Raw genomic sequence first — 17,968 nt, 5'->3', positions numbered from 1 at the left:
AATGACGTCTCCCGCTTCCCCCATGATGCCTAACCCCAAAGAGAGACTTGCCCCTGATGCCACACTTTCTGCGGGGGATTGGGCACGCAAGCACCTCTTCAACACATGGTACAACGCACTTGTCACCGTAATTGCTGCGGTAGTGGGGGCAATCCTCGTCTACTACGCCGGGCGCTTCATGTTGGTCACAGCCCAGTGGGAAGCAGTGCGCAAGAACCTCACACTGCTCATGACTGGCACATACCCCCGCGACGAGCAGTGGCGCCTCGTGGCGCAGATGTACTTGGTAGTAACCGCTGTTGGTCTGGCATGGGGTGCCTCAACCGCGCAAAGCAAAGATCGGGCCAAAGACACCGGCGTGGCCTTTAGCCTGCCTAAGCCCTTAGACCTGCTCCGCCGCTATTGGCCTGTCCTCTTCTTGCTGATCTTCATCTTGCTGTTCACCCGCACTATCTGGCCGACTCTGTTCACACTATCCACAGTCGTACTGGGCCTGTCAGTACGGTCTATAGCCATACGCCTACCGCGTGCAGCTAGACAGACCTCTTGGCACACCTCGGCCTTGTTGTCCATTGCGTCTTTCCAAGTGGTTTCGGGCACACACGGCAGCGCCTGGTGGTGGACCGCTGGTCTGGGCGCATTTGTAGCCATGCAGGCCACGTCCAAGATTGAAACCGAAACCCCCTGGCATCGCAGCGCTTGGCGCTTCACAGCGATTGTGGCCGCTGTTGTTGTCGTGCGAATTGCATACTGGCTCATAGGTGAGAATTCCGGGATCAGCTGGGACAACTGGTCGGGCTTGTACCTCACCTTGGTGGCCACCATTACCGCCATCACCTTGTCCTTCCCGCTAAGCCTGCTCTTGGCCGCCGGACGACGCTCTTCGCTGCCTGTGGTCCGTTGGCTCTGCGTAACCTACATTGAGTTGTTCCGCGGTGTGCCCTTTATCGCCCTGCTGTTTGTGGCGAAGATTTTCATTGATTTCTTCCTGGATGTGGAAACACCTCTGTCGCTGACTACCCGAACCCTCATTGCCTTCACCATCTTCAGCTCGGCATATTTGGCTGAGGTAGTGCGAGGCGGACTGCAAGCCGTGCCCAAAGGCCAGATCGAGGCTGGTCAAGCAATAGGACTTCAGCCTCCCGGCGTCATGCGTCTCATAGTGCTGCCTCAGGCCCTACGGGCGGTTATCCCCGCAATGGTGGGACAGTTCATCAGCCTGTTCAAAGACAGTTCGCTGTTCGCCATTATCAGTGTGGTGGAATTCTACCGGGCCCGAGAGCTCATCCACTCCCAGCAGGAGTACTCAACTACGGCTATTGCAGAAACCCTGGTGTTTGTGGCTATCGCCTACTGGGCGCTCAGCTACACCATGTCCAAAGAGAGCCAGCGCCTTGAGCGCCATCTCGGAGTCGGAGAACGATGACAGATACAACAGCATTTACCCCATCCACCACCGGCGTCGACAGTGATGCCACCCAGATCGGTGGACGCGAGCTAATGGTCGAGATGGCGGGCGTGGACAAGTTCTTTGGGACCTTCCAAGCTCTCTCCAACATCGATATGAAGGTGGGCGCAGGCGAGGTTGTGGTGGTGATCGGGCCGTCGGGATCGGGAAAGTCCACCCTTATCCGCTGCATAAACAGGCTGGAGCAACACGATCGAGGCCGCATAGTGGTAGACGGGGTCGAGCTCACCGATGACGTGCGCAACATCGCCCTCATCCGCCGGGAGACCGGCATGGTCTTCCAGCAGTTCAATCTGTTCCCCCACCTCACTGTGATCGACAACATCACCCTGGGGCCCCGCCAAGTTCTCAAGATGCCCAAGAAGCAGGCTGAGGATCGGGCAATGGAGCTCTTGGAGCGAGTCAAGATCCCCGAGCAAGCCCGCAAGTTCCCCGGTCAGCTCTCCGGTGGCCAGCAGCAGCGGGTGGCCATTGCTCGATCGCTCGCCATGCAGCCCAAGATCATGCTGTTCGACGAACCCACGTCGGCCCTAGACCCCGAGATGATCTCCGAAGTTCTCGATGTGATCCTCGAACTGTCACAGACGGGAATGACCTTGATCGTGGTAACCCATGAGATGGGCTTCGCCCGGGAAGCTGCCGACCGGGTCATTTTCATGGCCGACGGCGAGATCGTCGAAGTGGGCGAGCCCGAGCACTTCTTCACCAACCCCCGAGAAGAACGCACCCAACTCTTCCTGTCTCAGATCCTCTAGTCCTCGATGTACCGGGCTCGGAAGCGGAAGCGGACTGGGTCTTCGCCGTATTCCTCTAGGGCGTGAGCGATCCAGCCAGCGGTGCGGGCTATAGCGAAGATTGCTTCGCCCGCTTCAGGGCGCATTCCGGCCAAGAAGGTCATGGCACCCAACGCGAAGTCCACGGTGGCGGGTGCATCGGTGCGCTCTGTTGCCAGGCTCTGCACGGTGAGCACCTTTGGAAGATGCTCGTGCGATGCCCACGCTCCGGCCACCGCCTCTATGAGCGCGCTGCAACGAGGGTCCCGCTGGCGGTAAACGGCATGGCCGAACCCGGGAGTGTAGCCAGTCCTTCGCTGGGCCTCGCCCAGCGCTCCAGCGGGATCACCGCTGGCTGCGGCATCTTGGAAGATGCGGTGAACAGGACCGCTGGCCGCCCCGTGCAGCCGCCCGCCCAGAATCCCAAGGCCGGCTGCCACTGCTGAATAGGGGTCGGCTCTCACCGACGCTGCCACCCGAACTCCGAGCGTCGAGCTGGCCAGGCCATGGTCTAGCAGTAGGACTAGCGCACGATTGAGGACTGCCCGCTGCCGTGGATTGGACCGTCCCGGAGCCAATCGACACCAGAGCCGCTCAGACAGATCACCCTCCCTAGGTGCCGCGACCACCGGTAGTGAGTGCACCATCACAAAAAGCAGCCTTCGGCCCGCAGCCCGTACTGATGAGGCCGAGAGGTCATTGCGGAGTGGGTCGGTGGCCGACGCGATGCTCACCGCGATTCGGAGGCGGTCCATCATCGAGTCGGTATCAGGCAGCAGGCCTTGGACTTGACGGGACAATTCCTCTGCCTCGTCGCTCTTGGGCCACTCGGCATCAGGCTCAGATCCCCACGCCCAATCGACTGCACCTTCAAATCGGGTTTCGGCAGCCAGCCCGATCAGATCTCGCCCTCGTACCCGAAGGTCCCCATCATCAACATGGGTAATGCCAGTGGAAACCAGGACACCGATCTCGTCCTCCCGTCGACGGCCCGAACGGGAGCGCAACTGATCCACTTCCTCGGGGTCGAAGCGAGAGCTGCGGCCGTCCAAATCAACCACTCGCTGCAATAGACCTCGGCTCACATAGGAGTAGAGCGTGGCCCGCTTGACCCCCAGACGGGCCGCGGCCTCGGTACTAGTCAGCCAGTCATCCATTTCCACCTCACTATATTGATTGATCAATGTAGATATTGATCAATATTGTCGATATATCAATACAGCGGCATCATGGGCGGCATGAACGTTGACTGCCTGCCGAACGAGAACATTGCCCCGCCTGGCCTCAAAGGTCTGATAGTGGCCGACACAGAGGTGGGCTCGGTTCGCGGGGATGAAGGGTGGTACCACTATCGAGGCTGGAATGCCGCCGCATTGGGCCGCGATCATTCTTTCGAGGCAGTGGCTCACCTGCTGTTGAGCGGTGCGCTTCCGGACCAAGAGGCCGAGGATACGTTTAGGGCCGAGCTGGGCGCGGCTCGACGCCTGACTCCGGAGACGGTGAAGATTGTCGCCGCGCTGGCTCGGACTGATCTTCCTCCGATGTCCGTCCTGCGCAGTGTGCTGGGGATGGAGGTCGATCCTCGGCCCACGTTGGACCTCGAACATGACGAAAGACGGGCTGCGGTCATACGGGCCATTGGCATTACCCCCACCGTGCTGGCCGCGGTCACTCGCATTCGCTCTGGTTCTGAACCGCTGTACCCCGACGAGTCGCTGTCCCACAGCGCTGACTATCTGCGAATGACTTTGGGGCAGACGCCGCTCTCCCAGCACGCCCGTGCCGTGGAGACTTACCTGTGCCTGACGGCCGACCACGGCTTCAACGCCTCCACGTTCACGGCCCGGGTCATCACTAGCACCGGCACTGACGTGGGCGGGGCCATGGCCGGAGCGCTGGCCGCCCTGGCCGGACCGCTGCACGGCGGGGCTCCAGGCCGGGTGCTGGACATGCTGCGGGCCATCGGCCATCCCGACAATGCCGTGCCCTGGATCGCGGCCGAGCTGGACGCCGGTCGCAAGATCATGGGATTTGGCCATGCTGTTTATCGGGCAGCCGACCCCCGCTCGGAGACCCTAAAGGCCGTCGCGATCGATTTGGGCGGCAAGCTAGTGGACCGAGCCCTCGACATAGAGACCCGGATCCTCGGCTATCTGGCCGAGTGGAAGCCCAACGCGGTGATCGTGACCAACGTGGAGTTCTACGCCGGCGTGGTTCTCCACCTGGCAGGTTTGCCCCAGGAGGCGTTCACCCCCACCTTCACCACCAGCCGTGTGGTCGGCTGGGGCGCCCATCTGCTGGAACAGGCCGCCAACAACAAAATCATACGCCCCAACGCCCGCTACACCGGGCCCCTGCACAACTCCAACTAGGGCCGCTTACACCTCTAACAGCAAATGGTGTAAATGGCGCAAACAGCCAGGTCAGGTGTCGAAGGCTTTGAGGACTTGGTCGGCGGCGGCGGCAGGGGTGATTAGGCCGGCGGCTACCTGATCCTCTAGTTCGGCGGACACGCTGGAAACTTCTGGGGAGGCTTGGAGGCGGTCTCGGAGGCGGTCCTCAACCATGGCCCACATCCAGCGCACTTGCTGGTCGGCCCGGCGGTCGGCCATCTCGCCGGAGTCGGTCAGTGCGCGGTAGTAGGCATGGATCTGTTCCCACACCTGGTCGAGTCCGGTGCCCTCGATAGCGCTGACCGCCAGCACGGGGGGAACCCATCTGGGACTGGCCGGTGCGGTCAGCGAAAGCGCAGCCCGGTAGTCCCGGACCGCCCGCTGGGCGGCGATCTCGTTGCCGCCGTCGGCCTTGTTCACCACCAGAGCGTCAGCCAACTCCAGCACTCCTTTCTTGATGCCCTGGAGCTCATCTCCTGCTCCGGGCAGCATCATCACCAAGAAGAAGTCCACCATGTCGGCCACCGCGGTCTCCGACTGGCCCACGCCCACAGTCTCAACCAGGACGACATCGAATCCGGCCGCCTCCACCACCGTCATGGTCTCGCGGGTGGTGCGGGTCACCCCGCCCAGCGATCCAGAAGACGGCGACGGCCGAATGTACGCGGCATCGTCGATGGCCAGGTTGGGCATCCGGGTTTTGTCACCGAGGATGCTGCCCCCTGATACCGACGAGGACGGGTCGACCGCCAGCACCGCCACCCGGTGTCCTTGTGAGGTGAGGTAGGTGCCCAACGCTTCAATGAAGGTGGACTTGCCCACCCCGGGCACACCGGTGATTCCCAACCTTCTGGCCCCACCGGTGTGGGGCAGAAGCCGATTCAGCAGCTCGGTAGCCGCCACACGGTCCTCAGGCCGGGTGCTCTCCACCAATGTGACCGCCCGGCCTAGCCAGGTTCTATCGGCGTTCAGCACCCCCTCGACACAGGCGTCGAGGTCGATCACTGGCGGTCGTCCAAAGCAGACAGCAACTCTAGGGCGGCGTCAGCGATAACCGTGCCGGGACCGAAGATGGCCTGTGCCCCAGCAGCCCGCAGCTCGTCGTGGTCGCTGGGCGGGATCACCCCGCCAACCACGATCATGATGTCGCCCCGTCCCAGCTGCTTCAGCTCAGCCCGCAGCTCGGGCACCAGCGTCAGGTGGCCGGCAGCCAGCGACGAAGCTCCCACGATGTGTACATCGGCCTCCACTGCCTGGCGGGCCACCTCGGCCGGGGTTTGGAACAGCGGCCCGACGTCCACATCGAAGCCAAGATCGGCAAACGCGGTGGCGATCACTTTCTGGCCCCGGTCGTGGCCGTCTTGGCCCATCTTGGCCACCAGAATGCGGGGCCTGCGTCCGGTTCGGGACGCGAAGCCGGCTACCGCATCCCTCACCTCTCCGGTGCCTCCGCCATTGCCGTCGCTTTGTCTCATTTCTGATTGGTACACCCCGGAGATGGTGCGGATCCGGGGCGCATGGCGACCATACACCTTCTCCAGCGCGTCGCTGATCTCCCCCACAGTGGCCCGGGCCCGGGCGGCGTCCACGGCAAGGGCCAAGAGATTGGAGTCCGAACTGCCCACTGGGCGCTCGGCTCCCGCCGTCAATGCGTCTAGAGCACGACCGCAGGCCTCGCTGTCCCGGTCGGCTCGGAGCCGCTCGAGTCGGGCTATCTGGGAAGCCCGCACCTCGGCATTGTCCACCTTCAGCACCTCGATGCCCTCTTCGCCGTCCACCTGGTAGCGGTTCACGCCAACCACTGTCTGGGCGCCGGAGTCGATGCGGGCCTGGGTGCGGGCCGCGGCCTCCTCGATGCGCATCTTGGGGATTCCGGCCTCGATGGCCTCGGCCATGCCACCCGCGGCCTCAACTTCGCTTATGTGCTCCCACGCTCGCCGGGCCAAGTCGTGGGTCAGTCGCTCCACGTAGTACGAACCGCCCCAGGGATCGGCCACCCGGCAGGTGCCCGACTCGTGCTGAAGCAGAAGCTGGGTGTTGCGGGCAATTCGAGCTGAGAAATCGGTGGGCAGGGCAAGCGCCTCGTCCAGGGCATTGGTGTGCAGCGACTGGGTGTGGCCCTGGGTGGCAGCCATGGCCTCGATGGTCGTGCGCACCACGTTGTTGAAGACGTCTTGGGCGGTGAGGCTCCACCCCGAGGTCTGGCTGTGGGTGCGCAGCGACAGCGATCGGGGGTTGGATGGATTGAACGGGCGCATCAGCTTGGCCCACAGCAGGCGGGCGGCCCGCAGCTTGGCCACCTCCATGAAGAAGTTCATGCCGATGCACCAGAAGAAGCTGAGCCGGGGGGCGAAGGCGTCGATGTCCAGCCCCGAGTCCAGCCCGGCACGCACGTATTCCACGCCGTCGGCCAGGGTGTAGGCCAGCTCCAGATCAAGAGTGGCTCCGGCCTCTTGCATGTGGTAGCCGGATATGGAGATGGAGTTGAACTTCGGCATGTTGGTCGAGGTAAAGGCGAATATGTCGGAGATGATCCGCATCGACGGCGCCGGCGGGTAGATGAAGGTGTTGCGGACCATGAACTCCTTCAAGATGTCGTTCTGAATGGTCCCGCCCAATTTCTGGGGATCTACCCCCTGTTCCTCTCCGGCCACGATGTACATGGCCATGATCGGCAGCACCGCGCCGTTCATGGTCATCGACACGGTCATCTGATCCAGCGGAATGCCGTCGAACAGAATCTGCATGTCGGCGATGGAGTCGATGGCCACCCCGGCCATGCCCACATCCCCGCTCACCCGCTGGTTGTCGGAGTCGTAGCCCCGGTGGGTGGCCAGGTCGAAGGCCACCGACAGGCCCTTTTGGCCGGCAACCAGGTTGCGCCGGTAGAAGGCGTTGGAGTCCTCGGCGGTGGAGAATCCGGCGTACTGGCGGATGGTCCACGGCTGGGTGGCGTACATGGTGGCGTAGGGACCCCGCAGGTAGGGCTCCAGACCGGGGTAGGTGTCGCAGAAGTCCAGCGGGACCCGATCCTCGGCGGTGTACAGACGGCGCACGTCGAATCCCTCCGGCGTGGCCCAGGCGAGGCTGTCGGGGCTCTCCCCCACCTCGGAGTCCACGAGATCGGCCCAGACCGTCCCGTTGGCCCCCGCACCGATCTCGGAGTAAAGGTCGACGCTGGTGAAGTCAGGAACGGTCACAACTCCAGCCTCTGGTGAATGGCCTCCAGGGCCGCTGGCACGTCACAGCCCATGTAGATGTAGCCGTCGGCCCCCCAGCTCTCATCGGGGCGTCCGGCCAGCAGCACATATCCGCACCCGGCCTCTTTGAGCGCGGCAACGGCGGCCGAAGCATGCTCTCGATACATCTCATCGGATGAGCACACCACAGCAATGGGCGAGCCCGAATCAGACCAAGCCTGAGCCGTTTGATCCGCAGTGCTGTAGCCCTCGTTGGCCAGGGCCCGGATTCCACCCGCGGCCAGCAGATTGGCGGCAAAAGCAGACCGGGCGGTGTGGACGGCAACGGGACCGAGACTGGCCAAAAACGCCGTTGGAGGCAATTGGGCGGCGTCAGCAGCATCCCGAAGTGCCTCGAACGGCTCGGCCAAACGGCTCAACTCGGTATCGGTGTGAGCTGGCGGTCGCTCCACCACCGGTTCGTCCAAGTCCGGAAACTCGCTTACTCCGGTGATGGGCAGGCGACGGGTGGCCACGTCGCGGCTTCGCTCCCCACGGGTTGCTTCAATGCGCTCGGCCAGGCTCGCTCCCGCCTCCAGCTCCTGGAACAGGCCCCAGGCGGTCGTCGCCAGCGCGTCGGTGAGCGATTCCACGTAATAGGAGCCGCCAGAGGGGTCGATCACCTGAGCGACGTGGGATTCCTCGCGCAACAAGAGCTGCGTGTTGCGGGCGATGCGAATCCCTAGCTGGTCTGGGGCGCCGATGGCCGCGTCGAAAGGGCTGACCGTTATCGCATCAGCACCACCGGCAGCAGCAGCGAAGCAGGCCACGGTGGTGCGGATCATGTTCACGTACGGGTCGCGACGACTCATCATCGCCCCCGAGGTGACCGCATGCTGGCGTTGGGCAGCAGGCTCGAAGCCGCACGCCTCGGTCACCCGAGACCACAGGCGGCGGGCGGCCCGGAACTTGGCCATGGTCAAGAACTGGTCCACACCGGCGGCGTAGCGAAACTCCAGCCTGTCTGCCGCCAGCGCCAGGTCGAGGCCCGCCTGTTCACAGGCCCTCAGGTAGGCGACTCCGTCGGCCAGCGATCCGGCCAGCTCCTGGGCTTCGCTCGCGCCCTGGTCGGCCAATCGCACCCCGTCGGCAACCGCGACCAACACGTTGGCGTAGTTCCGGGTCAAGGTATTGGCAACTGACTCGGCTACCGCGGGATCGCGAGGGGCCATCCCGAAGCCGCCGAGAGCCTTGTCTCTAGCCACTCCCCTTTTGTCCCACAGGCTGACCAAGTGCCAGATTGCGGCCTCGCTCCCCGGCGCCAGCATGATCGGCACCGTGGCCGGAACCCCATCGAGCAGGTGTTCGAGTTCTTCCAGGCTGGATTCGCCGTCGATGTGGAGCTCTATGGCATCAGCCCCCCCGCTCAAGTCGTCCAGCACCGCGTCGTTCCCGGTAGCACGGCTATGGGCCTGCCGAACCTGCCACGGTCCGCCGACAACCTTGCTGCCACGGGTATAGGGCGCCACACCGGGCAGGCCGTTGTCGCCACCATGGTCGGCGCCGGTGTAGAGCGGCTGGATTGCGATGCCGTCGTAGGTGGAACTCACCAGCTTCTTGTCGAACGGCGCCCCCCGCAGCACCTGCTCCACCAGCTCCATCCACTGGTCTCGCCCGGCCAGTTCGAAATCCCCGGCCAGGCTCATCACGGCATCGCTCACAGCCACGATGGTAGGCCCTGCCCCCTCCCCTTCCCCCAACCGGCCCGCTCCGTCCTCCCTCACTATTCCGGCACGGGCAATAGAGCGAAAAGGGATTGACATACATTTGATATGGTCTAAAGTACTGACGTGGCCGATATCGAGCAGCAAGAGAAACAGAGCACATGCCCCGTGTGTTCCCTCCGGCAGCACTTGGCCACTTCTAGAACGCCCGGCGACGACGAAGTCCGTGCTCTTGAAGATGCCGCCATTATCGAGGCCGGTCTTGCCGACATGAAGGAATGGGAGGCTGAGTACGGCGCCTTCACCGAAGAAGAGATCGCATGGGCGGACGAAGTGCTAGACCGCGGGCGGCGGTTTTATGAGAATCAAGAGATCCATTGTCAGGAATCACCTACGACACTGGGGCACTGATCGCCGCTGTCGCGCGAGGAGATCAAGTGGTTACCAGTGATCCATTTGACATCATCCGGCTCAGCACCGCCGTTGGCCACAGAATTATCCTGCGGGAAATCTGAGCAAGCTACCCGGACGCAGCGGGATTTGTAGGACTGGGCTGGCGCGGCGAAAATCGGGATAACGACCCCCCCACTCCAACCAGAGGTAGCGCCATGGCAGAACTGCCGTTCAAGGTGTTCGACGCCGACAACCACTACTACGAGGCCACCGACGCCTTCACCCGCCACATTGACCCGGCCATGAAGAAGCGCTGCATGCAGTGGGCCAACATCGACGGCAAGCAGCGCTTGCTGGTGGCGGGCAAGATCAACCGGTTCATCCCCAACCCCACGTTCGACCCGGTGTCCAAGCCGGGAGCGCTTCAAGACTTCTTCCGAGGGCGCAACAAAGACGGCGTGGACGTGAAGACCATGTTCGGCGAACTCGACCCCATCTCCGAGCGGCCCGAGTACCGCAACCGCGACAAGCGCCTGGAGTTGATGGATGCCCAGAACATCGAGGCCGCCCTGTTCTTCCCCACATTGGGCGTGGGCATGGAGCAGTCGCTGCGCCACGACCCTCCGGCCGTGGTCGCCGCCTTCACCGCATTCAACCGGTGGCTGGCCGAAGACTGGGGATTCGCCTACCAAGAGCGCATCTTCGCCGCCCCGGTGATCTCGATGATCGACGTGGACTGGGCGGTATCCGAAGTGGAGTGGGCCTTGGCCAACGATGCCCGCATGGTGGTGATGGTGCCCGGCCCGGTGCCCACTCCCGACGGGGGCGACCGCTCGCCAGGCATGACCCACTACGACTCGGTGTGGGCTCGCATCGCCGAGGCTGGGATCACCGTGGGCATGCACGGCGGGGACGGCGGCCTGCACGACTACAACGAGCGGTGGGAGCCCACCGCCGACTTCCAGTCGTTCCGCACCTCCACGTTCAAGCAGATCACCGGCCACGACCGCCAGATCTTCGACACCATGGCCGCCCTGGTGTGCCACGGCCTCTACGATCGCCACCCCAATCTGCGGATCGCCTGCATTGAGAACGGGGGCATGTTCGCCCCCCGACTGGTGGAGGAGCTGAAGATCGCCTACGGCAAGATGCCCCAGGAGTTCCGAACCGACCCGGTGGAGCAATTCGTGAACCACGTTTGGGTCTCGCCCTACTACGAGGACGACATCGACCTGATTAAAGAGACGATGGGCGCCGACCACATGCTGTTCGGCTCCGACTATCCCCATGCCGAAGGGCTGGAAGAGCCCACCGACTTCATCTACGACATACCCAACTTCACCGACGCCGAGGCCAAGGCCATGATGCGCGACAACGCGTGGGATGTGATCACCCCCCGCTCCGCGCTGGCTGCCTGAGAGAGGATTCACACCATGGCCATGCCCACCGACATCCCGATCATCGACACCATGATCGGGTTCCCCAAGCCGGATTTCTCCACCTACGACTTCATCCGGGCCCAGACCAAAGACTCCCAGTCGTCCGAGGAGTTCGACTTCCCGGTGGAGTACATGTTCAAAGGGGTGCCCAAGGAGCTGTACGGCACCGATAATGACCCCGTTCAGGTAACGCTGAAAGAGATGGACCGGTTCAATATCGAACTCGCCCTCATCTCCTGTGAGGACGAGTCCGGCCAGCGGGCGCTGAAGGACTACCCCGAGCGGTTCATCGCCTCCATGAGCGTCGATCCCAACGACGTGATGGGCGAGGTTCGCCGCATCGACCAGCTCCACCGGGAGTGGGGCGTCAAGGCGGTGGGGGCGTTTCCGGCGGGCTGCTTCCCCCAGGTGCCCATCGACGACGCCAAGTTCTATCCGATCTACGCCAAGTGCGTGGAGCTGGATTTGCCCATTTTCGTGTGCGCCGGCGTGCCCGGCCCCCGGTTCCCGTTCTCACCCCAGCACGTGGAGCGCATCGACCAGGTGATGTACGACTTCCCCGAGCTCACCTTCGTAACCCGCCACGGCTGCGAGCCGTGGGAGGACTTGGCCGTCAAGCTCATGTTGAAGTGGCCCGGGCTGCACTACTCCACCTCGGCGTTCGCCCCCAAGCACTACCCCGAGGCCATCATCCGCTACGCCAACACCCGGGGCGCCGAGAAGATCATCTACGCCGGCTACTTCCCCATGGGCCTGTCGCTGGAGCGGATCATGACCGACATGAAAGACGTGCCCTTCCGCGACAAGGTCTGGCCCGGCTTCTTGCGGGAGAACGCCCGCCGAGTTCTCAAGTTGGATTGAGCTACAGGAGACAGGACATGAGCGATCAGCGAGTAGAGCAGACCTGGGAGACACCCTCTTTGGAGGAGATCCCGGTTATAACAAAGATGCACGTGGAGGCCATGGAGTCGAGCGACGACCCCATGGTGTGGGCCCAAGTGGGCATGCACCATGTGCTTATCCGCACCATCGGCCGGCGCTCGGGCAAAGAGCACAAGGTGGCCCTTCCCTACTGGCGCGATCCCGATGGCCACCGCATCGTGGTGGCATCGTTCGCCGGGGCCAAGGCCCACCCCTCGTGGTACTTCAACCTGGCCGACAAGGAGGCCAATCCCGAGCTGTTGATCACCGAGGAAGGCCGGCAGTTCTGGGCGATGGCCGACATCTGCGAGGGCGACGACTACCAGGCCACCTGGCATGGCTTGGTGGCCGACCGGGCATGGTACGCCGACTACCAGGCCAAGGCCCCCCATCGCCAGATCCCCCTGGTGCGGCTGGTCGAGAAGCGCCCGGCCTAGGGTTCAGCGCCATGACCAGCCAACCAATACGCACCCTGCCGCCCGCGGGGGCCATCCAAGACGAGCGCGAGATCGAAGCGGTGCTCGAAGTACTGCGCTCAGGCAACCTCAACATCGGCGACAACGTGGCCCGCTTTGAAGACGAGGTCTCCACCATATTGGGCAAGGAGCGGGGGGTGATGGTCAACTCCGGCTCCTCGGCACTGCTGCTGGCCATCAGCCTGCTCGACTTGGCGCCCGGAGACGAGATCATCACCTCGGTGCTCACCTTCTCCACCGACGTGTCGTCCATCGTGCAGTTGGGCCTGGTGCCGGTGTTCGTCGATGTGGAGCCCGACACGTACCAGATCGACGTGAGCCGGATCCCCGAGATGATCGGCCCCCGAACCAAGGCCATCATGACCCCCAACCTGATGGGCAACTGCCCCGACTGGGACGCCATCCGGGCCATTGCCGACGAGCACGGGCTGAAGGTGATCGAGGACTCCTGCGACGTGCTGGACACCCGGTTACGAGGGTCCAGGATCGGCGCCCGCAGCGACATCAGCCTGACCAGCTTCGCCATCTCCCACTCGCTCACCTGTGCGGGCAACGGTGGCATGGTGGCCATGGACGATCCTGAGATGCACGACAAGTGCCTGACCCGGCGCCGCTGGGGACGGCGCTCAGAGTCGTATCTGTATGGCTCCCGAAAGGGCCAGGACACCCGATGGGGCCCGCTGGACGACGGCACCATGTACGACCAGATCTTCATTTTCGATGACCTGGGCTACAACTTCGAGCCCTCCGAGCTGGGCGCGGCCTACGGACTGGTGCAGCTCTCCAAGCTCGAGGAGTTCAACGCCCGCCGCCGTCACGCCTTTGATCGCTACAACGACCTGCTGGTCAATCACACCGACAAGGTGATCCTGCCCCGCACCACGCCCGAGTTGGAGACCACTTGGATGCGCTACGGGTTCATCCTTCGGCCCGAGTCGGGTTTTGACCGCACTGAAGTGCAGAACTATCTCGAAGACCGCAATGTGCAGTCCCGCATGGTGTGGACCGGAAACATCCTGCGCCAGCCCGGCTTCTCGGGAATTGAGCACCGGGCCCCAGGCGACGGTTTCCCCCACGCCGATCTGGTGATGGACAACGCCCTGTGCATCCCCACCCACCACGGCATGGGGTCGGACGACGTGGGTTACGTAGTCGACACCCTCTCTCAGCTATTCGGCGACTAGCGCCCGGTAGCACCGACTGCTCAGGTACGGCCTAGCTGGCCCATGTCGAAGTAGTCCGACCAGCGGGCGATGCGGCCGTCGCGTATTTCGAATACTCCGCACACCGGAAGAGCCACTTGGCCATCGGCGGTGTTGATGTAGTCGGTGCGCTCGTTCAGAACGACATTGCCATTGGCCGCCTGATGGTGGGTCTCAAACGAGATGCCCCCGGAGGCGGGGAAAAATCCCTCCAAGAACGCCCGAATGGCCTCGGCCCCCTCTAGGGGATCCATAGGCACGTTGTGGTACACAGCGTCGTCGGCGAAGTAAGCCATGAGCTCATCGGCGTCGCCATTGGCCCACGCCGCGCAGAATTGGCTCACCAGCTCATACGGGTCGGTCGGCAGATCAGCCATTGCATTCTCCTGTGATCGGGAAAGACCAGCATGGCGCGCCCCGCGCCCACCCTGCCAAATGGCAAAGAACCTCTAGCGCCCGGCCAAACGATGTGCTATCTTTCAAAACAGTCCAGCTAGCCTGTTTTTGGCAATTGACAGTAGGGGGGATCCCATGCGGACTTACAAGACCAATCCATTCCGACGCTGGCGAATCATCGCCGTGCTTCTTGCCGTACTCGCCCTGGTTGCGGCGGGCTGTGGAAACGACGATGACGATACCAGTGCCCCGGTTGCCACAGAGGCGCCGGCGACCGAGGCCCCCACGCCTCCGCCGACCCAAGCCCCTGAGCCAGAGCCCGAAGATACCCGTGGGTCACAGACGACGATCACGCTTGCCGTCAACCCCTGGAACGGTTCGGCGGCCAACGTGGCCGTAGCCGCCCAACTGCTCGAAAGCGAACTCGGTTACACCGTAGAGCGGGTGGACATCGACGAGAACGCCCAGTGGGCCTCAATCAACACCGGTGATATCGACGCCTCGCTGGAGGTATGGCCATCGGGCCACGCTGACAATGTGGCCGACTTCATCGACAGCGCCGACGGCAATGTTGACAACGCCGGTTTGATCGGCCCCGTTGGCGAAATCGGCTGGTTCATGCCCACCTACATGGTGGAGCGGGAGCCTGCTCTGGCTACCTGGGAAGGCTTTGCCGACCCCGCCCTCGCCGGGCTGTTCGCCACCGCCGAGACCGGCGACAAGGGACAGTTCCTCAGCGGCGATCCAAGTTGGACGATTTATGACGAGCAGATCATCAATAATCTGAATCTGCCGCTGGAGATTGTCTACGTCGGCTCCGAGGCCGGAATCCTGGCCGCAGTGGACGCCGCTTACAGCCGCGAAGATCCAGTGCTGTTCTACTTCTGGACGCCGCACTCGGCGTTCGGCTCCTATGACCTCACCAGAGTGGCCCTCCCCGCCTACAGCGATGAGTGCTACGCCAGAGATGCCGACGGCGGCATCGACTGCGATTATCCAGAGGACGCTCTGTTCAAGATCGTTAACGCCGACTTGGCGGAGAACGCTCCTGACGCAGATCACCTCCTGCGGGCAATGAGCTACTCCACAGCCGACCAGATCCAAATGCTGGCCGCTATCGAAAACGACGGCATGTCAGTGGACGATGCAGCAGCGGCATGGATCGCGGATAACGAGAGCGTCTGGAGCGCTTGGCTCCCCTCCTAGGCTCCAGCTGAGAACCGGTGTCGGCGGCTTGCGGGAGCTGCCGACGCCGGTTCTCCAATTTCCATTGAGGAGCAGTCGTTGTACGACTTCATCATCGTCGGAGGCGGCTCTGCCGGCTGCGCCCTGGCCAACCGGCTGAGCGCGGACAGCGGCAACCAGGTCCTGGTGTTGGAAGCCGGGCGCCGAGACTACAAGTGGGATGTGTTCATACACATGCCCGCTGCCTTGGCGTTTCCCATCGGAAACCGCTTCTACGACTGGAAGTATGAGAGCGAGCCCGAACCCCATATGGGAGGCCGTCGGGTCTACCACGCCCGGGGGAAAGTGCTGGGCGGCTCTAGCTCCATCAACGGGATGATCTTCCAGCGGGGAAATCCCGCCGACTACAACAAGTGGGCCGCGGCACCCGGTATGGCGTCGTGGGATTACCGCCATTGCCTGCCGTACTTCAAGCGCATGGAGACCTGCTTGGCCGGCGCCGACCAGTGGCGAGGGGGCGAAGGGCCGCTGGTTTTGGAGCGAGGACCGGCCGACAGCCCGCTGTTCACCGCCTTCTTCAAAGCAGTGCAGGAGGCCGGTTACGAGCTGACCGACGACGTCAACGGCTACCGCCAAGAAGGGTTCGCGGCCTTCGACCGCAACGTACACCGCGGCCGGCGGCTCTCGGCTTCGCAGGCCTATCTGCACCCGGTGATGGGCCGCAAGAACCTCAAGGTCGAGACCGGAACCCTCATCAGCCGAGTGCTGTTCGATGGCAACCAGGCCACGGGCGTGGAGTATCGCCAAAGAGGGCGCAAGCGCACTGCCCAGGGTGCGAACATCCTGCTGTGCGCGGGGGCATTCGGATCGGCCCAGCTGCTTCAGCTTTCCGGGGTCGGGCCGGCTGGTCTGCTGGAGTCATTGGAGATCCCGGTGGTGGCCGATCGGCCCGGAGTGGGAGAGAACCTCCAAGACCATCTGGAGGTCTACGTCCAGTACGCCTCCAGCCAACCGGTTTCCATGCAACCCCATCTCAAGATGTGGCGCCGCCCCTGGATCGGCCTTCAATGGCTGGCCCGCAAGGGGCCAGGGGCCACCAACCACTTCGAAGGCGGTGGTTTCGTTCGCTCCAATCCCGACGTGACCTACCCCAATCTCATGTTCCACTTCCTGCCGTTGGCCATCCGCTATGACGGCTCGTCGCCGAGTGGGGGACACGGCTACCAGGTTCACGTGGGGCCGATGTACTCAGACGCCCGGGGCCATCTGCGTATCAAGTCACGCGATCCACGGGTGAAGCCGGCGATCCAGTTCAACTACCTGTCCACCGAGCAGGACCGACGCGAGTGGGTGGAGACCATCAGGGTGACCCGCAGAATCATGAACCAGGCCGCCTTCGCCCTCTACAACGCGGGCGAGCTGTCGCCGGGCCCCGAAGTCGCCACCGACGACGAGATCATGGACTGGGTGGCCCGCGACGCCGAGACTGCCCTGCATCCTGCGGGGACGGCTCGCATGGGCGCCGATGACCGATCAGTGGTGGATCCGGGCACAATGCAGGTTAACGGGACTGAGGGGCTGATGGTTGTGGACGCCTCGGTGATGCCCACCGTCACCAACGGCAACATCTACGCGCCGGTGATGATGATCGCCGAGAAGGCAGCCGACTTGATCTTGGGCAACGAGCCGCTAGCCCCCCAAGATGCCCCGAGCTACTCCGCTGAGCCGGCCACCTTCGATGCCGCTCCATGAGCGGTGATCATGTTCGAGACGAGGTCGAGCACCTTCCTGCGTTCCTCCGCGGTGGGCGGTGCCAATCCGAACAGGTCGATGAGCCAGAGCCCGTCGCCGACGATTCGGGCCAACAGCGCCTGAACGTCTTCGACCCCATCGTCGTGGCGCAGCCGATTCTGCCACCGCTGAAATGTGGCCCGCGTGCTGTCCAGCAGGTCGTCGTCCACCGCGGCCGCGGCCAGGATCGACACCGCGGTGTCGGTGGCCGCCTGGGTCGGCTCCCGCACGTAGTCGAGGTAGGCCAATGCGAATGCTCCCCGTTTCGAGTCGATGCCCTCGGCCAGCACGTTGAGCTCGTTGTCGAGCACTCCCATGACCTGATTGAGCAGCCCGATGATCAACGCGTCCTTGGAGCCGAAGTGGTAGAGGAAGCCGCCCTTGCTCACCCCGGCTCGGGCCGCCACCTTGTCGAGGGTCAACGACGAGACGCCTTCCTGGGTGATCACCTCGGTGGCGGCTTGCAGAATCCGGTCGCGGGTAAGCACGGCCCGCTCCTGAACCGGCAGATTCCTGGGCCGCTCGCCCGTCTCTCCCATCGCCAGGTCAGGGTAGCCCAAACCAATAGCCGTCTGACCGGACGGTAAAGTCGGGATCCGGGAGAGGCGATGGACACAACCAGCCAGTC

Annotated in this window: 16 protein-coding genes; 10 read left to right on the top strand and 6 right to left on the bottom strand. The window is 63.4% G+C overall.

Annotated features, from left to right (window positions below; genetic code table 11):
• The first annotated feature begins 1 nt into the window (after position 1).
• Entirely contained in the window at positions 2–1,426 is a 1,425-nt protein-coding gene (locus ACOOGG_RS15315) for an amino acid ABC transporter permease (protein ID WP_420436570.1), read from the top strand.
• Entirely contained in the window at positions 1,423–2,223 is an 801-nt protein-coding gene (locus ACOOGG_RS15310; protein WP_420436568.1) for an amino acid ABC transporter ATP-binding protein, read from the top strand. Before ACOOGG_RS15315 ends, ACOOGG_RS15310 begins: the two co-directional genes overlap by 4 nt.
• On the opposite strand, the gene ACOOGG_RS15305 is transcribed toward ACOOGG_RS15310, so the two are convergent.
• Positions 2,220–3,398, bottom strand: coding sequence for a citrate/2-methylcitrate synthase (locus tag ACOOGG_RS15305; protein WP_420436566.1), 1,179 nt, complete (start codon positions 3,396–3,398; stop codon positions 2,220–2,222). The two genes, ACOOGG_RS15310 and ACOOGG_RS15305, sit on opposite strands and share 4 nt — an antisense overlap.
• 81 nt (positions 3,399–3,479) lie before the next feature.
• Between ACOOGG_RS15305 and ACOOGG_RS15300 the strand changes: the two genes are divergently transcribed.
• Complete coding sequence (locus ACOOGG_RS15300; RefSeq protein WP_420436564.1) at positions 3,480–4,613, top strand: citrate/2-methylcitrate synthase; 1,134 nt, start codon at positions 3,480–3,482, stop codon at positions 4,611–4,613.
• A gap of 51 nt (positions 4,614–4,664) precedes the next feature.
• Here ACOOGG_RS15300 and meaB read toward each other — a convergent pair whose 3' ends face one another.
• From meaB to ACOOGG_RS15285, 3 genes are read right to left on the bottom strand one after another with little or no spacing between them, the layout of a single operon-like run.
• Positions 4,665–5,639 carry a methylmalonyl Co-A mutase-associated GTPase MeaB gene (gene meaB / locus ACOOGG_RS15295; protein ID WP_420436562.1) on the bottom strand — a complete coding sequence of 325 codons (975 nt, stop codon included), beginning with the start codon at positions 5,637–5,639 and terminating at the stop codon, positions 4,665–4,667.
• Positions 5,636–7,834, bottom strand: a complete 2,199-nt coding sequence (gene scpA, locus ACOOGG_RS15290) for a methylmalonyl-CoA mutase (RefSeq protein ID WP_420436560.1) — start codon at positions 7,832–7,834, stop codon at positions 5,636–5,638. The genes meaB and scpA overlap by 4 nt, the downstream gene beginning before the upstream one ends.
• Positions 7,831–9,534 (bottom strand): methylmalonyl-CoA mutase family protein, encoded by a 1,704-nt coding sequence (locus ACOOGG_RS15285; RefSeq protein ID WP_420436558.1) that lies wholly within the window; start codon positions 9,532–9,534, stop codon positions 7,831–7,833. The genes scpA and ACOOGG_RS15285 overlap by 4 nt, the downstream gene beginning before the upstream one ends.
• A gap of 129 nt (positions 9,535–9,663) precedes the next feature.
• Between ACOOGG_RS15285 and ACOOGG_RS15280 the strand changes: the two genes are divergently transcribed.
• The 5 genes from ACOOGG_RS15280 to ACOOGG_RS15260 all read left to right on the top strand — a co-directional run bounded on the left by ACOOGG_RS15280 (position 9,664) and on the right by ACOOGG_RS15260 (position 13,950).
• Complete coding sequence (locus ACOOGG_RS15280; protein ID WP_420436556.1) at positions 9,664–9,948, top strand: hypothetical protein; 285 nt, start codon at positions 9,664–9,666, stop codon at positions 9,946–9,948.
• A 197-nt stretch (positions 9,949–10,145) separates the two neighbouring features.
• Positions 10,146–11,348: an amidohydrolase family protein gene (locus tag ACOOGG_RS15275; RefSeq protein ID WP_420436554.1), complete on the top strand. Its 1,203-nt coding sequence runs from the start codon at positions 10,146–10,148 to the stop codon at positions 11,346–11,348.
• 15 nt (positions 11,349–11,363) lie between these two features.
• Positions 11,364–12,230 (top strand): amidohydrolase family protein, encoded by an 867-nt coding sequence (locus tag ACOOGG_RS15270; protein ID WP_420436552.1) that lies wholly within the window; start codon positions 11,364–11,366, stop codon positions 12,228–12,230.
• 17 nt (positions 12,231–12,247) lie between these two features.
• Complete coding sequence (locus ACOOGG_RS15265) at positions 12,248–12,727, top strand: nitroreductase/quinone reductase family protein (RefSeq protein WP_420436550.1); 480 nt, start codon at positions 12,248–12,250, stop codon at positions 12,725–12,727.
• 11 nt (positions 12,728–12,738) lie between these two features.
• On the top strand, positions 12,739–13,950 hold the full coding sequence (locus ACOOGG_RS15260) for a DegT/DnrJ/EryC1/StrS family aminotransferase (protein WP_420436548.1): 1,212 nt from the start codon (positions 12,739–12,741) through the stop codon (positions 13,948–13,950).
• Between the two features lie 20 nt (positions 13,951–13,970).
• On the opposite strand, the gene ACOOGG_RS15255 is transcribed toward ACOOGG_RS15260, so the two are convergent.
• A complete protein-coding gene (locus ACOOGG_RS15255; RefSeq protein ID WP_420436546.1) occupies positions 13,971–14,345 on the bottom strand; it encodes an SgcJ/EcaC family oxidoreductase in 375 nt (124 codons plus the stop codon).
• A gap of 154 nt (positions 14,346–14,499) precedes the next feature.
• Here ACOOGG_RS15255 and ACOOGG_RS15250 point away from each other — a divergent pair, with 154 nt between their 5' ends.
• Positions 14,500–15,570: a glycine betaine ABC transporter substrate-binding protein gene (locus ACOOGG_RS15250; RefSeq protein WP_420436544.1), complete on the top strand. Its 1,071-nt coding sequence runs from the start codon at positions 14,500–14,502 to the stop codon at positions 15,568–15,570.
• Positions 15,571–15,648: 78 nt separating this feature from the next.
• Entirely contained in the window at positions 15,649–17,301 is a 1,653-nt protein-coding gene (gene betA, locus ACOOGG_RS15245) for a choline dehydrogenase (RefSeq protein ID WP_420436542.1), read from the top strand.
• Here the strand turns inward: betA and ACOOGG_RS15240 are convergent.
• Entirely contained in the window at positions 17,262–17,879 is a 618-nt protein-coding gene (locus tag ACOOGG_RS15240) for a TetR family transcriptional regulator (RefSeq protein WP_420436540.1), read from the bottom strand. The two genes, betA and ACOOGG_RS15240, sit on opposite strands and share 40 nt — an antisense overlap.
• Between the last annotated feature and the right edge of the window lie 89 nt (positions 17,880–17,968).

It is taken from the genome of Candidatus Poriferisocius sp. (genome assembly GCF_965214065.1).
Taxonomy (GTDB): domain Bacteria; phylum Actinomycetota; class Acidimicrobiia; order Acidimicrobiales; family Bin134; genus Poriferisocius.
The sequence above is the reverse complement of the archived record's forward strand: the minus strand, read 5'-3'. Positions and strand labels throughout refer to the sequence as shown.

Coding starts and splice junctions, on each gene's coding strand:
- ACOOGG_RS15315 (WP_420436570.1), top strand. CDS start 2: ATGACGTCTCCCGCTTCCCCCATGATGCCTAACCCCAAAGAGAGACTT.
- ACOOGG_RS15310 (WP_420436568.1), top strand. CDS start 1,423: ATGACAGATACAACAGCATTTACCCCATCCACCACCGGCGTCGACAGT.
- ACOOGG_RS15305 (WP_420436566.1), bottom strand. CDS start 3,398: ATGGATGACTGGCTGACTAGTACCGAGGCCGCGGCCCGTCTGGGGGTC.
- ACOOGG_RS15300 (WP_420436564.1), top strand. CDS start 3,480: ATGAACGTTGACTGCCTGCCGAACGAGAACATTGCCCCGCCTGGCCTC.
- ACOOGG_RS15275 (WP_420436554.1), top strand. CDS start 10,146: ATGGCAGAACTGCCGTTCAAGGTGTTCGACGCCGACAACCACTACTAC.
- ACOOGG_RS15270 (WP_420436552.1), top strand. CDS start 11,364: ATGGCCATGCCCACCGACATCCCGATCATCGACACCATGATCGGGTTC.
- ACOOGG_RS15265 (WP_420436550.1), top strand. CDS start 12,248: ATGAGCGATCAGCGAGTAGAGCAGACCTGGGAGACACCCTCTTTGGAG.
- ACOOGG_RS15260 (WP_420436548.1), top strand. CDS start 12,739: ATGACCAGCCAACCAATACGCACCCTGCCGCCCGCGGGGGCCATCCAA.
- ACOOGG_RS15255 (WP_420436546.1), bottom strand. CDS start 14,345: ATGGCTGATCTGCCGACCGACCCGTATGAGCTGGTGAGCCAATTCTGC.
- ACOOGG_RS15250 (WP_420436544.1), top strand. CDS start 14,500: ATGCGGACTTACAAGACCAATCCATTCCGACGCTGGCGAATCATCGCC.
- ACOOGG_RS15240 (WP_420436540.1), bottom strand. CDS start 17,879: ATGGGAGAGACGGGCGAGCGGCCCAGGAATCTGCCGGTTCAGGAGCGG.